Source organism: Actinosynnema sp. NPDC023587 (assembly GCF_040640215.1).
Lineage (GTDB): Bacteria > Actinomycetota > Actinomycetes > Mycobacteriales > Pseudonocardiaceae > Actinosynnema.
Map to the genome: position 1 here is coordinate 59,825 of NZ_JBFABG010000004.1, position 21,411 is coordinate 81,235.

Genomic DNA, 21,411 nt, shown 5'->3' on the forward strand with positions numbered 1-21,411 from the left:
GGCGCTCGCGCCCCGCCGGCGGCAGCCGCCCTCAGTTGCAGCAGTTGCAGCAGTCACAGCAGTCGCCGCACCCACCGCCACCGCCACGGCCGCCGCCCCCACCGCCACCGCAGTCACAGCCGCTCGACGAGCAGTCGCAACTGGACCGCCACTTGCCGCTGAACGGGCCGGGGTAGGGGTCGCGGCAGCAGTACTGGCAGGTCCCGCACTGGTAGAAGAAGGCCAGGCAGCCGAGCACCAGGCCGCGCCCCTTCGGCGGGTGCGCCAGCTCCGGCCAGAACCACAGGCCGCGCCCGGGTCCGGGCCGCGCGCCGGGCCGGTCCCAGCGCGTCGGACGCGACGGCGGTTCGTTCCCGCCTCCCCCGTACGCCCCGGCCGCTGCGGGCGGCGGAACCGGACCGGGTGGCGGCACGCTGCCGTGAGGCGCGGACCCAGGCGGGTACGCGCCAGGCTGCCACCCGGGCTGCGGGGTGCCTTGCGGCCCGTGTGCGTGAGGGTCGCCGAACGCACGCCGGATCGACTCCTGCACCTCGTGCACGAGCAGCGCGTGCACGAGACGTCCGTCCACGAAGTCCACTTCGCGCAACGCGAGCTTGATCCCCAACGCGGCGTCGTCGCACAACCGCCGTGCCTCTGCCACCGACGTGCCGGTGGCCTCCAGCGGGTTCCACGCGCCCGACGCGCGGTCCTCGGCCAGGTCCTCCACGGCGTCGATGAGGTGCGCCAGTCGACCGAACAGCCGCCCCACCTCGCGCAGCGGCACCACGTTGCCGGGTCGTCCGGCCAGGGTCGCGGTCTGCGCCACGGCCTCGCCGGCGGCGGTCTCGGTCGGTTCGGTCACCAGCAGCACCGAGCTCCCCGGGCCGGCGGCGGCCTCCACCGATGCCTGGCGCTGCACGGCGTCGACCAGCACGGCGGTGTCGAACCCCAGGTCGGAGCCGGTCTCGGCGGCCTGCCGGGCCCACCGCCGCGCCACCTGACGCCCCACGCCCCGCGCCGGCGCACGGGAAAACGCGCCGTCCCGGTCGTCCACGTGGTCGCCGACCTTGGCCGCTGCCAGCACCAGCGACACCGTCGCGGCCAGCCGCGCGCCCACGCCCACGGCGACATCGGCGGACTTCATGCCCCGCAGCGCGCAGGGGCCCGCCGAACGCCGCGAGCGGGCCGTCTGGGCTTCCACGAGGGCGGAGACGACCAGCCCGTCGTAGTTCGTGACGACGCGGGCGAGGTGCCCGTGGTCGTCCCGCAGCGCCAGGCACAGCCCGCAGAGGTGTGCCAGCCACGATTCGCGCAGGTCCGCGCCCAGGCGGTTGCGGCACGGCCGGATGATCCCGAACATGGCGGAAGAGTAAGGGATCATCATACTTTCGGGTGACAGAATCGGGTGTTCGGCGGCTTGGCGTGCCTAGAGTGCCCGTCGTGACGCTGAGCGCGGCAGGGACCCCACAGATGCACATCCACCCGCCGAAGATCGAGTACTTCGACCTGGACGCCAAGAGCAACACGGACCCCAAGGGGTACCTGCGCGGCGTCGAGGAGTACCGGCTGACCCGGCACGGGCTCTACATGTTCCGCCCCGTAACCGGCCACCCGCACCTGTCCCACTTCGAGTCGTGGCTGGTCCCGTCACACGGGCTCCGCGTCACACGGCAGTCCTGGCACCCCGGGCACGAGCGCGACTACGACCTCTACGTGGACATCGTGGAGATCACCTTCAGCGGGTCCGTGTGGAGGACCGTGGACCTCTACCTGGACCTGATCGTGCGCACCGGCCGCAGCGTCACCGTGCTGGACACCGACGAGCTGTTGGCCGCGTTGGGCAAGGACCTGATCCGACCGGACCGCGCGCAGTGGGCGCTGGAGACCGCCTACCGCGCCGTGGCCGGCATCGCCGCCCACGGGCACGACGCCGTGCGGTGGCTGGCGTCTCAGGGGATCGTCACCACGTGGCGTCGCAGGTGATACAGACAGTAAGACTCACTGGTCAACCGCCATCCGAGTCCGTCACCGGAAAGAGACCCGTACACCCACAGACCGTGATGTAACGAATCGGCCCGCAGTGTTACCGGCCGCACACTTACGGCTACCCTCGGGTCGCGTGGGAGCGGTCATCACACCTCAGCTGGTCGACGTCGTCGACACCGTCAGCGCAGTTCGGAGCTACTCGTCGGGCATGTCCCGACATCTGTCGACCTGCCGCGTGGAGAGCTGGGGACTGCGCCTCGAATGCCCCACGCCCGAGGACCCGTTCTCCGATTCGGAGATCACCTGGTTGATGCCGGACCTCGGGTTGCGCCTCACCCACCACCGACCCCGGTCACGTCACGCGCGCAGCGGTCCCAGCGTCCTGACGGCCGTGCGCGTGCTGCGCGACGGACGGTCGTGGCGCACCACGGACCTCCTGCTGGGCCTGGCCGTGCCCGGCGGCACGACCGCCAGGATCGTCCGCTCGGAGGAGTTCGCCGCCGCCGTCGCCGGCCGCGTGCTCAACCCGGATGACGCCGACCAGGCCCTCCGCACCGTGCACCGCACGTTGGAGGAAGTCAGCCTGCACCGCCACGACCTCGACACCTGGCTGACCCACCGGGGCATCTACGACGTCTGGCCGTCCCTGTAGGACGCCATCCGAGCCGTGGCCGCTTCCATCCACGGTTCCTTGGACTCCCCGTAGGCGAACCCGTCCGCATCACCGGCGTGCCGGCGCGAGAGCTCCAGCTTGAGGTCCTGGTACTCCTGCCGGGCGACCGCATCGGCGCGGAGCCAGTCCCGGAACCGCAGCGCCCAGTCCCACCCCGCCCCGCCCTCGACCCGGAGGTGCAGGTGCACCCGCCGTCCGGGGTCGGCCCCGGCGTGCAGCCGCTTGCGCCACTCGGACCGGTCCCCGTACCGGGGGGTGTCGTCGTACCCGCCGAGACCGGGGAACCCGGCGTCGGACAGCGCGTCGGCCAACGAGTCCGCCTCCTCCAGCGAGGACACGGCGACCTGGAAGTCCAGCACGTCCTTGGCCGCCAGCCCGGGAACGGACGTCGACCCGATGTGCTCGATCCGGCGTCCGCCGGTGGCGTGCGAGATCCGCGCGGCCACCCGCGCGGCCTGCTGGGGCCACGTGGGGTCGTAGGCGACGACCTCGGGCGGTCCGGACGCGTACCGGCGCAACCGGACGTTCGCCTCGTAGGGGACCAACCGGTCGGCCCACAGCGCGTCGACGACGGAAAGCACCCGATCGGGCGTCCCCGAGTTGTCGAGCCAGACATCGGCCACAGCGCGCCGTTGCGCGTCGGACGCCTGCTTGCCCATCCGGTTGCGGGCGTCCTGCTCGGGCAACCCCCGCGCGACCAGCCGCTCCACCCGCACCTCGGCGGCGGTGTCCACCATCAGGACCAGGTGGTACATCGGCGCGAGCCCGTTCTCCACCAGGAGCGGGACGTCGTGCACCACCACCGCGTCGGACGGCGCGGCCGAGATCAGCTCGGCGGTGCGGGCCGCGATCCGGGGGTGCGTGATCCCGTTCAGCGTCGCGCGGGCCGAATCGTCGCTGAACACCCGGGCCGCCAGGGCCGCCCGGTCGAGAGCGCCGGAGGCGTCCACGACACCGGTCCCGAAGGCGGCGGCGAGCTCCGCGAGCGCGGGCGTGCCGGGCGCGACCACCTCCCGGGCCAGCACATCGGCGTCGATCACGACGGCCCCGTGCTCGGCCAACCGCCCGGCCACCGTCGACTTACCGGATCCGATGCCCCCGGAGAGGCCCACGCGCAACATGCACGCCAGTCTGCCCGCCCAACCGGGCAAGCGGTGCGCGATCAACCGCACACCTCGGCCGCGCAAGCGCTTTCCCGGAACCGCTCAGGCGTCCTCGATCGGCGTCATCGCCTGGACCGCCAACGCCGCGAGCACGGCGTTCACCTGGTCGTCCGGCACGAATCCGACCTTGGCCCGCGCCACGAACGTCGACTTGCCCAGCGACCCGATCAGCAGCCGCTCCCCGGCCGTGCTGACCACCGAGGCCTTCTGCTTCCCCACCTCGACCTCGGACACGGTCCCGCCCTCGGCCCGTTCGGCGGTGATGCTCTCCACCACGCGGTCCCGGGCCGCGCCGTCGTCCGCGTACGTGGCCAACCCGATGATCAGCGGCGCGGCGGACAGGGGCTGCCGCTCGGCCAGGTCGTAGTAGCAGTCGACCTTCGCGGTGCGGCCGACCGAGGGCTCCGGGATGCCGACGATGGTCCGCACCTCGCCCTGGACCTCGCGCCCGATCCGGGCGTTGACCTTCTCCACCGGCACGATCAGCTCGCAGTCGTCGAGCAGCTCGCGGTCCACCATCACGGGCGTCCGCACGACCGTCGTGGGCGCGAGGATGGTCGGGATCTGGACGGGTGGCGCGACCGCCTGCGGCTGTTCCGAGCACCCGGCCAACCCCGCCACCAGCGCCCCGGCCACCACGACCCCACGCGCGCCCGACCAGCCGGCCGACACCGCCGACTTCACCTCTGGCACCACCGCCGACACCACCCCGCGCGCCTCCGCCGGCACCACCGCCGCCGCGGCCGAAGCCGTTGTCCCCCGCCGAATTCGAGCAGCCATAGGGCTCACAACTTAGCGCACGACAACGGCCCCGCACCTGGAAAGGTGCGGGGCCGTCATGGCGTTCCGGTCGTTCAGCCGACCCGCGAGCGGGTCAGGCGATCACGCGCCGCCTGACAGCTTCTCGCGAAGCGCGGCGAGCTGCTCGTCGCTCGCCAGGGTGCCGCCGGCCTGGGCCGGTGCGCCGCCGGAGGTGCTACTGCTGCTGCTGCTGCCGGCAGCCACGACCGGGGCGTCGCCGCCGGAGGAGTAGTTGGTCTCCCCCGCCGCCTCTTCCTCGGCCGCCGCGGCCTTCGCGACCTGCTTCATGTGGGCCTCGTAGCGCGTGTGGGCCTCGGCGTACTGCCGCTCCCACTCCTCGCGCTGCTTGTCGAAGCCGTCCTGCCACTCCTGGGTCTCCGGGTCGAAGCCCTCGGGGTAGATGTAGTTCCCCTGGTCGTCGTACTCGGCGGCCATGCCGTACTGGGTCGGGTCGAACTCGGAGTCGACCGTGAAGCCCTCGTTGGCCTGCTTGAGCGACAGCGAGATCCGCCGGCGGTCCAGGTCGATGTCGATGACCTTGACCATGACGTCGTCGCCGACCTGGACGACCTGCTCCGGGATCTCCACGTGGCGCTCGGCCAGCTCGGAGATGTGGACCAGGCCCTCGATGCCCTCGTCCACGCGGACGAACGCACCGAACGGGACCAGCTTGGTGACCTTGCCCGGCACGATCTGACCGATCGCGTGGGTCCGGGCGAACTGACGCCACGGGTCTTCCTGCGTCGCCTTCAGGGACAGCGAGACGCGCTCGCGCTCCATGTCGACGTCCAGGACCTCGACCGTGACCTCCTGGCCGACCTCGACGACCTCGGACGGGTGGTCGATGTGCTTCCAGGACAGCTCCGAGACGTGCACCAGGCCGTCCACGCCACCCAGGTCCACGAAGGCACCGAAGTTGACGATGGAGGACACGACGCCCTTGCGGACCTGGCCCTTCTGGAGCTGGTTGAGGAACTCGCTGCGAACCTCGGACTGGGTCTGCTCCAGCCAGGCGCGACGGGACAGGACCACGTTGTTGCGGTTCTTGTCCAGCTCGATGATCTTGGCTTCGAGCTCGCGGCCGACGTACGGCTGGAGGTCGCGCACGCGGCGCATCTCGACCAGGGAGGCGGGGAGGAAGCCGCGGAGACCGATGTCCAGGATCAGGCCGCCCTTGACGACCTCGATGACCGTGCCCTTGACGGGCTCGTCCTTCTCCTTGAGCGCCTCGATGGTGCCCCAGGCGCGCTCGTACTGCGCGCGCTTCTTGGAGAGGATCAGCCGCCCTTCCTTGTCCTCCTTCTGGAGAACCAGGGCTTCGACCTCGTCACCGACCTTCACAACCTCGTTGGGGTCGACGTCATGCTTGATCGACAACTCGCGCGAGGGGATGACGCCCTCGGTCTTGTAGCCGATGTCGAGCAGGACCTCGTCCCGGTCGACCTTGACGATGGTGCCCTCGACGATATCGCCATCGTTGAAGTACTTGATGGTCTTGTCGATGGCGGCGAGGAAGTCCTCCTCCGTCCCGATATCGTTGATAGCGATCTGCTTCGGCGCAGTGACAGCCGGGACAGTGGTGGTGTCGGTGGACATTAGGTAGGTGGCTCCGGTGCGGATTGGGGGTCGTCTGGCCTGTGGGTACAACACTGCGCGGGAGGCAAGGCTTCCCCCGACGACCAGTCCCGTGACGTGCATACCGATCATGGGCAGCGCGAACCCACTACGCGGGCGGTATCGTACGCGCCCCGACGACGTGTGGGCAAACCGCACCCCTCGCGGGTGACCCGAAGGAGCAGTGTGTCCGAGCAGCACGCGAGCGCCGAGCTGGCGCTCGGCACCACCGGCATCGCCCTGAGGAGCGTCGACGCGGCCGAGTCGAGGACCGCGAACCGGATCTGGTGGGACGCGGACGCCGACGACTACCACGCCGAACACGGCGACTTCCTGGGCTCGGCCGACTTCGTCTGGTGCCCGGAGGGGGTCCGCGAGGAGGAGGTCGGGTACCTCGGCGACGTGACCGGCCGGCGGGTGCTGGAGGTGGGCTGCGGGTCGGCCCCCTGCGCCCGGTGGCTGGCGGCCAGGGGCGCGCACCCGGTCGCGTTCGACATCTCGGCGGGGATGCTGCGGCACGCCGTCGCGGGCAACGCGGCGACCGGGCTGTCCGTGCCGCTGGTGCAGGCCAGCGCGGACCAACTGCCCTTCGCGGACGCGAGCTTCGACGCCGCGTGCTCGGCGTTCGGCGCGGTGCCGTTCGTCGCCGACGTGGGTGACGTCTTCCACGAGGTGGCCCGCGTGCTGCGGCCCGGCGCGCCCTGGGTGTTCTCCGTGACTCACCCGATCCGGTGGATCTTCCCGGACGACCCCGGGCCGACCGGGTTGACCGCGACCCAGTCGTACTTCGACCGCACCCCCTATGTAGAGGTCGACGACAGCGGGCGCGCGACCTACGTCGAGCACCACCGGACCCTCGGCGACTACGTCCGCGCGCTGGTCGGGGCGGGGCTGGAGCTGGTGGACGTGGTGGAGCCCGAGTGGCCGCCGGGGCACGCCCGGACGTGGGGCCAGTGGAGCCCGCTGCGGGGCCGGCTGTTCCCCGGCACCGCGATTCTGCGGACGCGCAAGCCGTAACCTGCGGTCATGACCGTCAGTCGGGGGCTGGTGGAGGCGCAGGCCACGCGGTTCGCGGGGGTGGACCCCTGGTTGCCGGCGGTGGTCGCGCCGCCGGACGGGGACGTGATCACCGCCGCGCTGCCGGACGGCACGCGGGTCGCGGGCGTCGTGCAGCACCAGGCGCACGAGCGGGGCTCGGCGGCGCGGCTGTGGTCGGCGGCCGAGGTGTGGGAGCTGACGCCGCTGCTGGGCGGCACGGGCGCGGCCGGGATGGACGCGCTGCTGCGCGCGTGGCGGCGGTGGCTGGACCGGGCGGGACCCGCCGAGCGGGACTCGGCGTGCGTGGTGACCTGGCCGAGCCGGGACGCCGAGACCGCGCGGGCGCTGCTCGACCACGGCCTGGTACCCCTGTCGGTGATCGCCGTGCGCCGGACGTCACCCGCCTGGGTGACCCAGAGCCCCCCGGCGATGGCACGGGCCACCGCGGCGCGCACTCCCCCGCCCGCCGGCCCGCTCGCCCCGGACATTCCCCCGCCCGCCGGCCCGCCGCCGCCGTCCGGGGCGCTCGCCATCCGCCGCGCGACGCCCGCCGACCTGGCCGCCGTGCTCGACCTCGCGCTGGCCGAGCTGCGCTACTCGGCGCTGGTCGGGTCGACCGTGGACCGGCCCGAGGCGGCCGAGCTCAAGCGCCGCGCGCTGGCCGAGCGGCTCGCCGCGGGCGGTCCGGCGTGGCTCGCCGAGCGGGACGGGATCGCGATCGCGCTGGCGGAGTGCGCGCTGGTCACGTCCGAGCCGGGCAACTGGACCTCGACCCGGCTGCCGATCGGCCGGTGGGGCTACGTGAACTGCGTGTCGGTGCTGCCCGGCGCGCGGGGGGCGGGGATCGGGCGGCACCTGATGGCGCACGCGCACCGCGAGCTCCAGCGGCTGGGCACGGTCGGCAGCTACCTCTACTACAACCCGCCCAACCCGCTGTCCTCGGTGTTCTGGCCGCGACAGGGGTACCGTCCACTGTGGACCGTGTGGGAGGTCCGCCCGGCGGGTGCGTTGCGCTAGGTCACAGCGGCTCCGGTTGCGGGCGGCCCCCGGCTGCGCCACTATTTGAACTGACCGGTCAGTTCAAAGAAGGGGTCACGTCGTGGAGATCCACGCCCAGCGCGTCGGCGTCACCGGGCCGCACGGCCCGTTGCTCAAGCCGACCAGCCTGCGCGTGCCGGCGGGCGAGCTGCTGCTGGTGGCGGGACCCCCGGCCGCCGGGCACACCGCGTTCGCGCTGGTGCTGTCCGGGCGGATGCGCCCGAGCACGGGCACCGTCACGCCCGACGACGCCGTGCTGCGCGGCGGGGTCGTGCTGGTGGACTCGCCGGACGTGACCGAGCCCGAGGCGTCGCTGTCGCTGTCCGGGGTGGTCGGCGAGGAGCTGGCCGTGAACGGGCGGCGCAGCGGGCGCAAGGCCGTCGCCGACTGGCTGGTCGAGCGCGGGGCCGAGGAGCACGTCGACGCGCGGTTCGAGTACGTCCCGGCCGACGTCCGGTGCGCGCTGATGATGGAGCTGGCCGCCGGGCGACCCGGGGCCCGGGTGCTGGTCGTGGACACGCCGGACCGGTACCACGGCGACCCGACGAGCTGGCTGGCGCTCGCGCGCGACCGCGTGACGCCGGAGCTGTCGGTCGTGGTCCTGTGCACGACCACGTCGGCCGAGGTGCTCGGCGTCCCGGTCGCCCGCCTGGGCGCGGACAACACCGCGCCCGTCCGGGAGGAGCCGACCGCCAAGCACGCCCTGGCCCCCACCGAGCGCGACCTCCGGCCCGTGTCGCCGCCGACCACACCCCCACCGGCCGCTGACAACGCTGTCATCACCACCGCGCACCCCGTCGGGGCGACCGCAGCCGGCCCACCCGCCAAGCACGCCGCCCCTCCCCCGCCGGCACCCCGGCAGGCAGCACCCCGGCAGGGCGCGCACGAGACCGCACCGCGAGCCGACGCCGACGCCGACGCCGACGAGCCCACCGGACCGGACTCGCGCCCGGCCGCCGACCACGCCGAGGAGGACCGGTGACCGCCCTGCGGATGGCGTTCAACGAGCTGCGCCGCATCACGTCCGGCAAGCTGCCCAAGCTCGCCGTCCTGGCCCTGGCCCTGGTCCCCCTGCTCTACGCGGCCCTCTACCTCTACGCCAACAAGGACCCCTACGCGAACCTCAAACAGGTCCCCGCGGCCCTCGTGGTCGAGGACAAGGGCGCGACCGCCGGCGACGGCACGGTCGAGAACGCGGGCGAGGAGGTCGCCGGCGAGCTGATCTCCGGGGCCAGGTTCGACTGGCACCGGGTGAGCGCCGACGACGCCGAGGCGGGCGTCCGCAACGGCACCTACACGTTCGCCCTGACCCTCCCCGAGGACTTCTCCCAGGCGCTGCTGTCCTCCGGCGAGTTCACCCCGCGCCAGGGCGTCATCACGCTGACGACCAACGACGCCAACAACTACCTCGGCTCCACGATCGCCAACCAGGTCGTGGCCGAGGTCCGCCGCTCGGTGTCGGTGAAGGTCGGCGCGGAGGCGGCGGACAGGCTGCTGCTCGGGTTCTCCACGATCCGCGCGAAGACCGTGCAGGCCGCCGAGGGCGCGACCACGCTGGCGAACGGCCAGCAGGACGCCCTGACCGGCAGCCAGAAGCTGGTGGACGGCGCGGCACCGCTCGCGGACGGCGCGGCGCAACTGGCCGCCGGTCTCACCCAGTTGCGCGACCAGACCAAGGACCTGCCGGCGAAGTCCCAGCAGCTCGCGGACGGCGCGAAGCAGGTCGCCGACGGCAACGAGACCGTCGCGCGGACCGCCGAGGACTACGCCGCCAAGGCGCAGGCCCTGGTCGGCCGGCTGGACCAGGTCAACGGGGACGTCGCGACCCGGCTGCGGGCGGCGGGCTTCACCGAGGAGCAGGTGCAGCGCGTCCTGGGGACGCTGACCGAGTCGCGCGCCCCCCTGGACGACGCCAACGGCAAGGTGCAGGGCACGGCCGGGCAGCTCCGCACGCTCGCCAACGGCGCGAAGCAGGTGTCGGACGGCGCGGCGCAGCTCGCGGCCTCGACCCCCGCCCTGACCGACGCGATCACCAAGCTCGACGACGGCGCGGTGCGGCTCGCGGGCGGCAGCGCCCAGTTGCGCGACGGCGCGACCAGCCTGCGCGACGGCGAGCAGCAGCTCGTCGACGGCGCGAACAAGCTGCGCGACGGCCTGAACGAGGGCGTCCAGCAGATCCCGAACCCGGACGACCCGACCCGCGAGTCCACCGCCGACACCATCGGCGACCCGGTGAACGTGCGCGGCGTGAGCCAGACGTCGGCGGGCAGCTACGGCGCGGGGCTGGCCCCGTTCTTCCTCGGGCTGGCGACCTGGATCGGCGCGTTCGTGCTGTTCCTGCTGCTCAAGCCGTTGTCGCGGCGCGGGTTGGCGACCGGGCAGAACGCATTGCGGGTGGCCCTGGGCGGGTGGCTGCCCGGCGTGCTGCTGGGCGCGGCGCAGGTCGTGATCATGTTCGCCGCGGTGACGGTGGTGGTCGACATCCGGCCCACCCACCCGGTCGGGACCCTCGGGTTCCTGCTGCTCACGTCGGCGACGTTCGTGGCGGTGCTGCACGCGTTGAACGCGCTGCTCGGCGCGGTCGGCAAGTTCGTCGGCCTGGTGCTGCTGATCCTCCAGCTCGTCAGCGCGGGCGGCACGTTCCCGTGGCAGACGATCCCCGTCCCGCTCTACCCGCTGCACTACGGGCTGCCCATGGGCTACGCCGTGGACGGGCTGCGGCACCTGATGTACGGCGGGGCGCTGGACAGCGTCGGGAAGGACGCGCTGATCCTGGTCGGCTACCTCGTCGGGGCGCTTGCCTTGTCGACGTTCGCCGCGTACAAGCAGCGGGTGTGGACCCCGTCTCGCCTCAAGCCCGAGCTGGTGCTGTGACCGGCCCGCGCCCCGGCCGCACCGCTGTCACCAAGCAGAAGTTGTTCGACGCCGCGCTGAAGCTCGTGGGCGAGCGCGGCGCGGCGAGCGTGACGGTGGACGAGATCGCCGCCGAGGCCGGGGTCGCGAAGGGCACCGTCTACTACAACTTCGCCAGCAAGGACGCCCTGGTGGACGCCCTGCTGCGGCACGGGGTGGAGCTGCTGGCCGGTCGGCTGCGGGTGGCCGAGGACGACCCGGAGACCGAACGGGCGATGGAGGCGCTGGTCGACGGGATGCTGGGGTTCTTCGCCGAGTACCCGGCGTTCGGGCAGTTGCTGGTGAGCGAGCTGTGGCGGACGCCGGGCCAGTGGCACGGCACGCTGGGCCTGCTGCGCGACGACATCGTGTCCATCGTGCGCGGCCAGATGCAGCGCCTGTCGGACGAGGGCCGGTTGCCGGAGGGCGTGCAGGTGGGCACCGCGTCGGCCGCGCTGTTCGGCACGCTGCTGGTGATCGCCCTGGACTGGCAGGTGTTCCAGCCCGAGCGGACGCTGGCCGAGGTGCGCGAAGCGGTGCTGATCCTGGTCCGGGGGTTGCGCCCGGCGCGCTGAGCGCGGCTACTGGCGGGCCGCCCAGGTGTCGACGTCGCCGACCTGGTGCAGGGACGCCGCCTTGCCGTCCACGGCGCGGCGCACCGCCTCCAGCACGCCGACGGACGCCTCCTCGTGGCTGAGCCAGCGCGTGCCGGTGCCGTGCCGGGCGATGCCGAGCACCACCTGGTGGGTGGGGTGGCCGGGCAGGATCGGGTCCGGGACGCCGTGCCGGGAGACGATCCCGGTGCTGTCGTGCACCTCGACCACGGGCGCGTCCTCGGCCAGCAGCGGCGCGACGGCGCGCAGCACGGGCACCCGGTAGCTCAGGTGCACCCACGCCACGAGCAGGTCGGCCGGCGCGGTCAGCACCTCGCGGACGCGTTCGGCCAGCTCCTCGGGGCGGGCCCAGTCGGCGTGCACCCACTTCACCCCCGGCCGGCCGGTCGCACCCCCTTCCCCGCCTGCCGGGCGCGCGCCGTCTCCCACGCCTCCTGGGGGCATGCCGTCGTGCGACCTGCTCTGGGGCACGTGGCCGCGAGCGCCGAGCGCCCCGCGAGCGGCCAGGCCCGTGCGCGGCGGTCTGCGCGAGGGCAGCACCACCTGCCACCCGTTCGCCAGCAGGTCGTCCGCGCACCCCTGCAACATGCCGGTGCCGCCGAGCACCAGCGCTGTCCGACCACTCATCGCACCGACTCCTCGTCGCGCTCCGCCGCGCGCCGGAGGGGTCCGGCGCGCCACTGGTCAACTTCACGCTGCCCGCGCAGCCGCACCACCACCAGTCTGAGGCCGTGTTCGCCGGCCAGCACGGCGGTGATCCGGGTGCGGGTGCGGCCGTGCGACTTCCACGCCCACCTCAGCAAGTGTTCCCGGTCGGTGAACACGGTGTGCAGGGGCGGTTCGACGTTGCCGTTCCACAGTTCTTCCCGGCGCACCCGCCGCACCAGCGTGCGCACCACCACCCGGCGCAGCACGGTGTGCTTCGGGTGGTCCAGCCAGACCAGCGTGTCGGCGTGCTCCAGCAGCAGCGGGCGCACCGGCGCGTACTGCCACTCGGTCGCCCACGACGGGCGTTTCACCAGGTCCCGGACGTCGGCCTCGAACTCGGCGCGCGGCATCCACTGTGGACCGTGGTAGAGCGAGTCCATCTCCACATAGGACAGACCGAGCACGTCCGCGACGGCGCGGGCCATCGTCGTCTTGCCCGCGCCGGACGTGCCCGCGACCAGCACCCGCCTCGGCGGGTGCGGCAACTCGTCGGCAGGTCCTAACAGCGGCACCGGGAAAGGCTACCGTCGTGCCGCAACCCCTCGGCGGGCTTCCCGGGCGACCACTCGTTCGGGCGGGGCGGACGGGCGTCGCCCGGTCAGTCTTGAGTGGACCCGGGGGCCTTCCCGACCTCGTTGACGGGCAACGCGTCCAGGTGCCGGGACAGCACGGCCCGGATGACGTCCGGCGTGGTCAGGTCGGGCTGGAGCACGGCGTGCACGGCCAGCCCGTCGAGCAGCGCGGCCAGCCGCTCGGCCTCCACCGCGACGTCGGGCACCCCGATCCGCTCCAGCACCCGGCGGGCGATCAGCCGGGTGCCGTCGTGCAGCCGGCGGGCTCCGGGGGCCGGCGCGGGCCGGGTGCGGGCGGCGCGCGAGAACTCCAGCCGGACCACGGACTCGTCGCGCCGGTCCGGGTCGAGCGGGACCAGCTCGCCGAGCAGGTCCGCCACGCCCGCGCGCCGCCCGGCCGACGTGCCGGCGGCGTGGATCTGCCCGACCCGGTCGAGCACCCGGCGCTCGACCCGGCGGGCGAGCTCCTCCAGGGCGAAGACCAGCAACTCGTCGTGGTCGGTGAAGTAGTGCCGCACCGAGCCGATCGCCAGGCCCGCCTCCTCGGCGACGGTGCGCAGCGACGCCTGTTCCAGGCCGTGCGCGCGGACCACCCGGAACACCGCCTCGGCGACGACGCGGCGGCTGTCGGCATCCACGACCTTGGGCACGACCGTCACCACGCAACTCACGCCGGTGGACGTGCTGTGGCGGGTCGGCGGGTCGGCGGTGGGCCTGCCGCCGGGGTTCGTCCCGGTGGCCTCCGGGACGCACGCCGATGCGCGGCCCGTGACGCTGTCGATCGGCGTAGTCCTGCTCGGCGAACTGGTTCCGGCGGGTTTGCGCGCGCTCCGCTCCGGGTTCCGTTCGCCGCCGGGCGGCGGTGAGACGCAGTTCATGTAACGCGGCGCGAATGTTTCGAAACGGAAAATTCCGCTCCCGGATTCGGGCGGGGCACCGCATACTGTGCGTACACAATGCAGGGGGACAGATGAGCTACCCGAACTCCGGGCAACCGGAAAACCCGCCCCACTTCCCGGTACCCGACCAGTACGGCCAGTCGGGGCCGACCTCGACCGGCTACCAGCCCGCCGACCAGGTCTTCCAGCCTTCCGTGCAGTTGCCCACAGGGTCGGAATTCCCCCTCGGCGGGCCATCCGCGCAGTCCGGTCCGCCACCCGCCGCACCGCGCAAGAAGACCGGCCTGATCGTGCTCTCGGTGCTCGCCGTGCTGTTCTTCGCGACCGCCGGCGTGTTCGGCGTGCTCTACTCCAACGAGGTGAGCGAAAACAGCGGACTGAGCACGCAATTGGCCGACAAGGAAAAGCAGCTCACCGACTCCGGGACGAAGCTGAAGGACGCGCAGGACGAGGCGTCCAAGGCGAAGGACGCGGCCCAGGTCGCGGAGACCGGCCGCAAGCGCGCCGAGGACGACGGCGCGGCGATGGTCAAGTGCCGCGACGCCGCCCGCTCGCTGCGCGAGGCGATCTTCGCGCAGGACAAGGGACGCGTCGAGAAGGCGCTCCTGGACGTCGTCGGGACCTGCTGACCGGTCAGCAGGCGGGGAACAGCTCCCGGGTGCCCGTCCCACGGGCCGCCGGGTCGGTGAACCGGCAGCCGTAGCCGGGATCGGCCACCACGGCGGGGTCGTCCACGACGTCCCCGGCGGGCCGCGTCCCGGCGTCCGCCCAGTGCACGAGGTCGTCCCAGGCCCGGCCGACCTCGGCCGGGCTGAACTCGCAGTGCCCCACGGTCCGGATCGCGCGCTGCACGAGCAGGTCCGACCGACCGTGGGCCCCGACGTCGCCCAGGTACCGCTGCTCCATCGAGAACGGCACGAACAGGTCGCCCAGGCCGTGCAGGGACAGCACCGGCGCGCTCGGCCGGCCGTCGACCCGTGGCACCTCGGTCAGCTCCGGCGTCCGCCGGGCCTCGGCGTCGCGCGGCGCGACCCGCCGCACCACGCGCTCCAGGTCGACCGGGGCGTTCGGGGCGTAGCGGGTGTCCAGGTTGGTGGCCAGTCGGAGCGGGTCCAGGGCCGGTTCGCTCGACGGCGGGTTCACGGCCAGGTCGAAGAGGAAGTCCTTCCAGTGCGCGAACGCGGCCCGCACGCCGGGCCGCTCGCCACCGCTGCGGCCGGCCACGAACGCCGCGAACTGCTCGCCGAGCTCGTTGGGCGTGCCGTAGAGGCCGAGCGCCGTCTTGATCTTCGGCACGACGGCACCGGGGTAGTCGGTGGGCAGCGGGTAGGCGTCGACGCCCGCGAGCGCCTGGGCCACCAACTGGTAGTCCAGCACGTAGTCGAACAACTCCTGGTCGCCGAGCACACCGCACATCGGCAGGGCCGCCCGGTAGAAGCCGGGGTACTGCTCCAGCGAGCGCACGATCACGTGCCCGCCCATGGAGACGCCCGCGATGAACACGTCCGAGGGCTCGCCGACCAGTTCGGCGAAGCGCAGGGCGAGGTCGTGCGTGCTCTCGACGCCGGCCTTCACGTGGTAGCCGTTGGCGTAGTAGCTGGAGGCCGCCCAGGCGAAGCCCTGGTCGAGCAGCCGGTGGCGCAGGCCGTAGTCGGGCGCGTCGACGACGAGGCTGGTGCCCCGGCCGCGATAGCCGTGCGCCCACATGACCAGTCGGCCGTTCCAGCGGGGCGGGACCTCGATCGCGTACGCGGCGCGCTCGTGCACGCCTTGCAGCACCCGGGCGGGCTCGCCGCCGACCAGCGCGGGCGGCAGCACGGGGTCGGCGATCGTGTAGCCGGGGAGCGGCCGGTCCTCCGGTTTCGCGGGTGCCGCAGGCGTCGTGGGCGTCGCGTCGGACCGGGTCGCGGCCGGTCGGGTCGGCTCCGGCGGCAGCGCGCTCGCCGCCGTGGCCAACAGCAGGATCAGGGCGGAAGCCAATCCCAGGGTCCGGCGCATGACCCGATTGTGGTCGCCCCCGGAGGTCGGTGACCAGCTCCTCGGAGGGCGGACGTCGGCCGAGCTGCACCACCACGGGTGCGGCGGTGCCGTGGACGTGCGTGTCCGGTGCGCATCCGGCGCGCTTCCGGCGGGGACGAGCTCTCGACCCGCGACGCCCGGGTCACTCCCCCGCGCCGCAGCCCCTCAGTGCGCGGCCTCGTCCCACGAGCGGCCGACGCCGACGGAGACCTCCATCGGCACGCTGAGCTCGTAGGCCTGGCCCATCTCGGCTCGGACCAGGGTTTCGACGGCCTCGCGCTCGCCCTCGGCGATCTCCAGGACCAGTTCGTCGTGCACCTGGAGCAGCATCCGGGAGCGCAGGCCGGATTCCTGGAGCGCGTTGAACACGCCCAGCATGGCGACCTTGATGATGTCCGCCGCCGAGCCCTGGATCGGCGCGTTCAGCGCCATCCGCTCGGCCATCTCACGGCGCTGGCGGTTGTCGCTGTTCAGGTCCGGCAGGTAGCGGCGGCGGCCGAGGATGGTCTCGGTGTAGCCCTTCTTGCGGGCGTCCTCCACGATCGCGTGCAGGTAGTCGCGCACGCCGCCGAAGCGGGCGAAGTACGCCTCCATCTGCTCGCGCGCCTCGTCGGCGCTGATCCGGAGCTGCTGCGCCAGGCCGTACACCGACAGCCCGTACGCCAGGCCGTACGACATCGCCTTGACCCGGCGGCGCTGCTCGGCGGTGATCTCGGAGGTCGGCAGCGAGAACGCGCGCGACGCGACGAACGTGTGCAGGTCCTCACCCGACCGGAACGCCTCGATCAGGCCCTCGTCCTCGGACAGGTGGGCCATGATCCGCATCTCGATCTGGCTGTAGTCGGCGGTCATCAGCTCGGCGTAGCCGGGACCGACCACGAACGCCTCCCGGATGCGGCGGCCCTCGTCGGTGCGGATCGGGATGTTCTGGAGGTTCGGGTCGGTCGAGGACAGCCGGCCGGTCGCGGCGATGGTCTGGTGGAACGTGGTGTGGATGCGGCCGTCGTCGGCCACCGACTTCAGCAGGCCGTCCACGGTGGACTTGAGCCGGGTCACGTCGCGGTGCGCCAACAGGTGCTGGAGGAACGGGTGCTCGGTCGCCTCGAACAGGTTCTGCAACGCGTCCGCGTCGGTGGTGTACCCGGTCTTGGTCTTCTTCGTCTTCGGCATCTTCAGCTCGTCGAACAGCACCGTCTGGAGCTGCTTGGGCGAGCCGAGGTTGATCTCCTTGCCGATCACCCCGTACGCGTCCTGCGCGGCCTGCTTCACGCCCGCCGCGAAGTGCGCCTCCAGCGCCGCCAGGTGCTCGGAGTCGATCGCGATGCCGACCGACTCGACCTCGTCCAGCACGTTCATCAGGGGCAGTTCGAGGGTGGCCAGCAGGCTCTCCTGGCCGGTCTCCACCAGGTGCCGGTCCAGCGCGTCGGCCAGCTCGGCGACGGCCGACGCGCGCACGATCGCGTGCTTGGCCGCCTTCTCGCGCTCCTCGTCCTCGTCCGCGAGCAGCGACAACTGGCCGTCGTCCGGCTCCTCGGCGCGCAGTTCGCGCTGGAGGTAGCGCAGCGCCAGGTCGTCCAGGGCGAAGCTGCGCTGGCCCGGCCGGACCAGGTACGCGGCCAGCGCGGTGTCGCTGGTCAGGCCCGCCAGCCGCCAACCCCGGGCCCGCAGGGCGCGCAGCGGGAGCTTCAGGTCGTGGCCCGCCTTGGCCGCCGAGGGGTCAACCAGCCACGCCACCAGGGCGGTCTCGTCCTCCTCGGTCAGCGCGGCGACCTCCACGTAGCCGCCCTCGTCGCCGGCGAACGCGACGCCCTCCAGGTCGACGCCGGTGTGCTTGAAGGACAGGCCGACCCGCCGCCCGGTCGCGTGGTCGGCCAGCCACGCGGCGAGCGCGCCGGGCGCGATCGGGCCGCCGGAGACCTCGAAGCCCTCCTCGGCCTCGGGCTCGGCGGAGGGCAGGGTGGCGAACAGGCGGTCGCGCAGGACCCGGAACTCCAGCTCGTCGAACAGCCGGTGCACCGCGTCCCGGTCCCAGGGCCGCGCCTCCAGCCCGACCGGGCCGACCGGCAGGTCCACGTCCCGGACCAGCTCGGTGAGCTGCCGGTTGAGCATGATGTTGGGCAGGTTGGCGCGCAGCGCCTCGCCGACCTTGCCCGGGACCTCGTCCACGTGGTCGATCAGGCCGTTGAGCGAGCCGAACTGGGTGAGCAGCTTCACGATCGTCTTCGGGCCGACGCCGGGGGTGTTGGGCAGGTTGTCCGACGAGTCGCCGCGCACCGCCGCGTAGTCGGCGTAGAGCTCGGGCGGCACGCCCTGCTTCTCCAGCACCAGCCCGGGGGTGTACCGGGCCAGCTCGGAGACGCCCTTGACCGGGTAGAGCACGGTCACCTTGTCGTCGACCAACTGGAGCGCGTCGCGGTCGCCGGTGCAGATCAGCACGTCGTAGCCGAGCGCGGTGGCCTGCGTGGTCAGCGTCGCGATGACGTCGTCGGCCTCGAAGTTGTCCTTCTCCAGGGTCTGGATGTTGAGCGTGCCCAGGACGTCCTTGATGAGGCTGACCTGGCCCCGGAACTCGTCCGGCGTCGCGCTGCGACCCGCCTTGTACTCCGCGTACGCCTCGGTGCGGAACGTCTTGCGCGAGACGTCAAAGGCCACCGCGATGTGCGTGGGCCGCTCGTCGCGCATGAGGTTGATCAGCATCGACGTGAAGCCGTAGACCGCGTTCGTGGTCTGTCCCGTGTTGGTCTGGAAGTTCTCCTTGGGCAGCGCGAAGAACGCCCGGTAGGCCATCGAGTGGCCGTCGACCAGCAGCAGACGGGAGGCTTCTGAAGTGCTCACGGGGCGAGTCTAGGGTGAGGGTCCGACAGTCCTGCACCGAGTGGAGCGGCCACGTGAGCCCGAGCCCAGACGACATCCCCGGCGGCCCAGTGGAGGTGCCGGGCGCGGACCAGGCGGTCGCGCACGAGCAGTTGACCACGCGAATGGGCATCGAGATCACCCGATGGGATGCCGACCGACTGGTCGGCACGATGCCGGTGAAGGGCAACCGCCAGCCGTACGGGCTGCTGCACGGCGGGGCGAACGCGGTGCTGGCCGAGACGCTGGGTTCCATCGCGGCGGCCATGCACGCCGCGCCCGAGCGGCTGGCCGTGGGGCTGGAGCTGTCCTGCACGCACCACCGCGGCGTGACCGAGGGCGTGGTGACCGGGGTGTGCACGCCGATCCACCGCGGCCGGTCGACCGCCACCTACGAGATCGTGATCAGCGACGACCGGGGCAGGCGCAGTTGCACCGCCAGGCTCACCTGCTTCCTGCGGCCCGCCCCTAAGGTCTAGGGCATGAGGTGGTCCGGTGTGGTGGTCGTGGCGGCGTTGGTGGTGGCGGCGTCGGTGGTGACCGGGTGCGGCAGCGCGCCCGCCCTGGAGACCCCCCCGTCGTCGGCACCGCCCACCTACCCCGTGCCGCCGGGCACCGCGCGGCCCGACGAGAAGGTCCTGCACCTGCCGACGACCTCGGACGGCGACACCGCGTTCACCCTGGTCGGGCTCACCACCGGGATGAGCACGCTGATCGGCAGCCACGCCGAGTTCGAGGCCAGGGGCCGGTTCGCGCGGGTGCGGCTGAGCGTGGTCAACACCGGGCGCAGCACGGTGTCCTTCAACGCCCGCCGGCACCTGATGGTGGACGACAAGGCGGTCGAGCACCCCGTCGACACCCAGGCGATGACCGTCAAGCGGCAGCCCGAGGTGATCGACCTCGGGGCGAACGTGCGGCTGGAGTACGACGTGTACTACGACCTGCCCGTCGACGCGAAGCCGCTCGCGCTCAAGGTCTACGGCGGTCCGACGCTGACCGACCTGAAGGACGCGTCGAGCACGGAGATCCTGCTCAGCCAGTGAGCGACCCGCGGCGAAGGCCCGCCGACACGGGGTCGACGGGCCTTCGCGGCCGAGACGTGCGCTCCGGCGGACCCCTCAGTGCCCGCCCAGGTACGCGGCGCGCACCTGCGGGTCGTCGAGCAGCTCCAGGCCGGGTGCGGACTTGACCACCCGACCGGTCTCCAGGACGTAGGCCCGGTCGGAGAGCTTGAGCGCCTGCTGGGCGTTCTGCTCGACCAGCAGCACGGTCGTGCCGCGCTTGTTGATCTCCTTGATGATCTCGAAGATCTGGGCGATCAGCATCGGCGCGAGCCCCATGGACGGCTCGTCCAGCAGCAGCACCTTCGGCTTGGTCATCAGCGCGCGCCCCATGGCGATCATCTGCTGCTCGCCGCCGGACATGGTGCCGCCGAACTGGGTCTTGCGCTCGGCCAGCCTCGGGAACAGCTCGTAGACCTCGGCGAGGTCGGCGCTCAGGTCGTCCTTGCGGGTGTAGGCACCCATGAGCAGGTTCTCCTGCACCGTCATGCCGGGGAACACGCCCCGGCCCTCGGGCGACTGGCCGATGCCCAGCAGGACCCGCTTGTGGCCGGGCATCCGGGAGATGTCCCGGCCGTCGAACACGACGGTGCCGCTGGTCAGCGGGCGCAGACCGGAGATCGTCTTGAGCGTGGTCGTCTTGCCCGCGCCGTTCGCGCCGATCAGCGAGACGATCTCACCCTCGTTGACCTCCAGGCTGATGCCCTTGATCGCGGCGATCTTCCCGTAGTGGACGTTGATGTCCTTGACCTCAAGAAGCATCTTCGGACACCCCCAGGTACGCCTCGATGACCTTCGGGTTGTTCTGCACCTCGTGCGGCAGCCCTTCTGCGATAAGCTGGCCGAAGTCGAGCACCGCGACGCGGTCGCTGACACCCATCACCAGGCTCATGTCGTGCTCGATGAGCAGCACGGTCCGCCCGCTGTCGCGGATCTTGCGGATGAGGCGCTGGAGCGCCTCCTTCTCCGCCGGGTTCATGCCCGCCGCCGGCTCGTCGAGCAGGAGCAGCTTGGGGTCGGTGGCCAGCGCGCGGGCGATCTCCAGCCGGCGCTGGTCGCCGTACGGGAGGTTCTTCGCGGTCTCGGTCATCCGCGCCGAGATGCCCACGAAGTCGAGCAGCTCGCGCGCCAGCTCGCGCCCGCGCTTCTCCTCCTTGCGGTGCCACGGCAGGTTCAGCGTCGCGCCGATCGCACCGGTCTTGTGGTGCGCGTCCGCGCCGACCATCACGTTCTCCAGCGCCGACATGTTGTGGAACAGCCGGATGTTCTGGAACGTGCGGGCGATGCCCCGCTTGGTGATCTTGAACCGCTTGGTGCCGCTGATCCGCTCGCCGTTGAACAGGACCTGGCCCTCGGTCGGCTGGTAGACGCCGGTGACCACGTTGAACACCGTGGTCTTGCCCGCGCCGTTCGGACCGATCAGGGCGAAGATCTCGCCTTCGGCGATGCTGATCTCGGCTCCGCGCAGCGCCACCACGCCGCCGAAGCGCATCGTCACGTC

22 protein-coding genes are annotated in these 21,411 nt (G+C 72.4%); 11 read left to right on the forward strand and 11 right to left on the reverse strand.

Annotated elements, in window-relative coordinates; all coding sequences use genetic code 11:
* Nucleotides 1–31: 31 nt before the first annotated feature.
* Nucleotides 32–1,339, reverse strand: a complete 1,308-nt coding sequence (locus AB0G01_RS12540) for a DUF5685 family protein (protein ID WP_360943505.1) — start codon at nucleotides 1,337–1,339, stop codon at nucleotides 32–34.
* 110 nt (nucleotides 1,340–1,449) lie between these two features.
* Here AB0G01_RS12540 and AB0G01_RS12545 point away from each other — a divergent pair, with 110 nt between their 5' ends.
* Nucleotides 1,450–1,962: a DUF402 domain-containing protein gene (locus AB0G01_RS12545; protein ID WP_360943508.1), complete on the forward strand. Its 513-nt coding sequence runs from the start codon at nucleotides 1,450–1,452 to the stop codon at nucleotides 1,960–1,962.
* 136 nt (nucleotides 1,963–2,098) lie between these two features.
* Nucleotides 2,099–2,617 carry a hypothetical protein gene (locus AB0G01_RS12550; protein ID WP_360943511.1) on the forward strand — a complete coding sequence of 173 codons (519 nt, stop codon included), beginning with the start codon at nucleotides 2,099–2,101 and terminating at the stop codon, nucleotides 2,615–2,617.
* Here AB0G01_RS12550 and coaE read toward each other — a convergent pair.
* The 3 genes from coaE to rpsA form a co-directional block, all read right to left on the reverse strand.
* Nucleotides 2,593–3,759, reverse strand: coding sequence for a dephospho-CoA kinase (gene coaE, locus AB0G01_RS12555; RefSeq protein ID WP_360943514.1), 1,167 nt, complete (start codon nucleotides 3,757–3,759; stop codon nucleotides 2,593–2,595). The genes AB0G01_RS12550 and coaE overlap by 25 nt on opposite strands.
* 84 nt (nucleotides 3,760–3,843) lie before the next feature.
* A complete protein-coding gene (locus tag AB0G01_RS12560) occupies nucleotides 3,844–4,497 on the reverse strand; it encodes a hypothetical protein (protein WP_360943517.1) in 654 nt (217 codons plus the stop codon).
* Nucleotides 4,498–4,683: 186 nt separating this feature from the next.
* A complete protein-coding gene (gene rpsA, locus AB0G01_RS12565) occupies nucleotides 4,684–6,198 on the reverse strand; it encodes a 30S ribosomal protein S1 (protein WP_360943520.1) in 1,515 nt (504 codons plus the stop codon).
* Nucleotides 6,199–6,402: 204 nt separating this feature from the next.
* On the opposite strand from rpsA, the gene AB0G01_RS12570 reads away from it, so the two are divergent.
* From AB0G01_RS12570 to AB0G01_RS12590, 5 genes are all read left to right on the forward strand, one after another.
* Entirely contained in the window at nucleotides 6,403–7,233 is an 831-nt protein-coding gene (locus AB0G01_RS12570) for a class I SAM-dependent methyltransferase (protein ID WP_360943523.1), read from the forward strand.
* Between the two features lie 9 nt (nucleotides 7,234–7,242).
* Nucleotides 7,243–8,271 carry a GNAT family N-acetyltransferase gene (locus AB0G01_RS12575; RefSeq protein WP_360943526.1) on the forward strand — a complete coding sequence of 343 codons (1,029 nt, stop codon included), beginning with the start codon at nucleotides 7,243–7,245 and terminating at the stop codon, nucleotides 8,269–8,271.
* 82 nt (nucleotides 8,272–8,353) lie between these two features.
* Nucleotides 8,354–9,274: an ABC transporter ATP-binding protein gene (locus AB0G01_RS12580; RefSeq protein ID WP_360943529.1), complete on the forward strand. Its 921-nt coding sequence runs from the start codon at nucleotides 8,354–8,356 to the stop codon at nucleotides 9,272–9,274.
* Nucleotides 9,271–11,166 (forward strand): YhgE/Pip domain-containing protein, encoded by a 1,896-nt coding sequence (locus tag AB0G01_RS12585; RefSeq protein WP_360943532.1) that lies wholly within the window; start codon nucleotides 9,271–9,273, stop codon nucleotides 11,164–11,166. The genes AB0G01_RS12580 and AB0G01_RS12585 overlap by 4 nt, the downstream gene beginning before the upstream one ends.
* A complete protein-coding gene (locus AB0G01_RS12590) occupies nucleotides 11,163–11,759 on the forward strand; it encodes a TetR/AcrR family transcriptional regulator (protein WP_360943535.1) in 597 nt (198 codons plus the stop codon). The genes AB0G01_RS12585 and AB0G01_RS12590 overlap by 4 nt, the downstream gene beginning before the upstream one ends.
* Nucleotides 11,760–11,765: 6 nt before the next feature.
* Here AB0G01_RS12590 and AB0G01_RS12595 read toward each other — a convergent pair whose 3' ends face one another.
* From AB0G01_RS12595 to AB0G01_RS12605, 3 genes are all read right to left on the reverse strand, one after another.
* On the reverse strand, nucleotides 11,766–12,425 hold the full coding sequence (locus AB0G01_RS12595) for a hypothetical protein (protein ID WP_360943538.1): 660 nt from the start codon (nucleotides 12,423–12,425) through the stop codon (nucleotides 11,766–11,768).
* Nucleotides 12,422–13,018, reverse strand: a complete 597-nt coding sequence (locus AB0G01_RS12600) for an AAA family ATPase (protein WP_360943541.1) — start codon at nucleotides 13,016–13,018, stop codon at nucleotides 12,422–12,424. The genes AB0G01_RS12595 and AB0G01_RS12600 overlap by 4 nt, the downstream gene beginning before the upstream one ends.
* A gap of 86 nt (nucleotides 13,019–13,104) precedes the next feature.
* The gene (locus AB0G01_RS12605) at nucleotides 13,105–13,728 is read right to left on the reverse strand and encodes a TetR family transcriptional regulator C-terminal domain-containing protein (protein WP_360943544.1); all 624 of its coding nucleotides are present in this window, start codon (nucleotides 13,726–13,728) and stop codon (nucleotides 13,105–13,107) included.
* Between AB0G01_RS12605 and AB0G01_RS12610 the strand changes: the two genes are divergently transcribed.
* Both AB0G01_RS12610 and AB0G01_RS12615 read left to right on the forward strand, forming a co-directional pair.
* Nucleotides 13,721–13,960 carry a hypothetical protein gene (locus AB0G01_RS12610; protein WP_360943547.1) on the forward strand — a complete coding sequence of 80 codons (240 nt, stop codon included), beginning with the start codon at nucleotides 13,721–13,723 and terminating at the stop codon, nucleotides 13,958–13,960. The genes AB0G01_RS12605 and AB0G01_RS12610 overlap by 8 nt on opposite strands.
* 88 nt (nucleotides 13,961–14,048) lie before the next feature.
* Nucleotides 14,049–14,606, forward strand: a complete 558-nt coding sequence (locus AB0G01_RS12615; RefSeq protein ID WP_360943550.1) for a hypothetical protein — start codon at nucleotides 14,049–14,051, stop codon at nucleotides 14,604–14,606.
* Between the two features lie 4 nt (nucleotides 14,607–14,610).
* Here AB0G01_RS12615 and AB0G01_RS12620 read toward each other — a convergent pair whose 3' ends face one another.
* Both AB0G01_RS12620 and polA read right to left on the reverse strand, forming a co-directional pair.
* Nucleotides 14,611–15,975, reverse strand: coding sequence for a DUF6351 family protein (locus AB0G01_RS12620; protein ID WP_360943553.1), 1,365 nt, complete (start codon nucleotides 15,973–15,975; stop codon nucleotides 14,611–14,613).
* A 186-nt stretch (nucleotides 15,976–16,161) separates the two neighbouring features.
* On the reverse strand, nucleotides 16,162–18,831 hold the full coding sequence (gene polA, locus AB0G01_RS12625; RefSeq protein ID WP_360943556.1) for a DNA polymerase I: 2,670 nt from the start codon (nucleotides 18,829–18,831) through the stop codon (nucleotides 16,162–16,164).
* Nucleotides 18,832–18,884: 53 nt separating this feature from the next.
* Here polA and AB0G01_RS12630 point away from each other — a divergent pair, with 53 nt between their 5' ends.
* Both AB0G01_RS12630 and AB0G01_RS12635 read left to right on the forward strand, forming a co-directional pair.
* A complete protein-coding gene (locus tag AB0G01_RS12630; protein ID WP_360943559.1) occupies nucleotides 18,885–19,328 on the forward strand; it encodes a hotdog fold thioesterase in 444 nt (147 codons plus the stop codon).
* Between the two features lie 3 nt (nucleotides 19,329–19,331).
* On the forward strand, nucleotides 19,332–19,892 hold the full coding sequence (locus AB0G01_RS12635) for a hypothetical protein (RefSeq protein ID WP_360943562.1): 561 nt from the start codon (nucleotides 19,332–19,334) through the stop codon (nucleotides 19,890–19,892).
* 75 nt (nucleotides 19,893–19,967) lie between these two features.
* On the opposite strand, the gene AB0G01_RS12640 is transcribed toward AB0G01_RS12635, so the two are convergent.
* Together AB0G01_RS12640 and AB0G01_RS12645 are read right to left on the reverse strand one after the other, a co-directional pair.
* Nucleotides 19,968–20,672 (reverse strand): ABC transporter ATP-binding protein, encoded by a 705-nt coding sequence (locus AB0G01_RS12640; RefSeq protein ID WP_360943565.1) that lies wholly within the window; start codon nucleotides 20,670–20,672, stop codon nucleotides 19,968–19,970.
* A complete protein-coding gene (locus AB0G01_RS12645) occupies nucleotides 20,662–21,402 on the reverse strand; it encodes an ABC transporter ATP-binding protein (protein ID WP_360945187.1) in 741 nt (246 codons plus the stop codon). Before AB0G01_RS12645 ends, AB0G01_RS12640 begins: the two co-directional genes overlap by 11 nt.
* Nucleotides 21,403–21,411 lie beyond the last annotated feature (9 nt).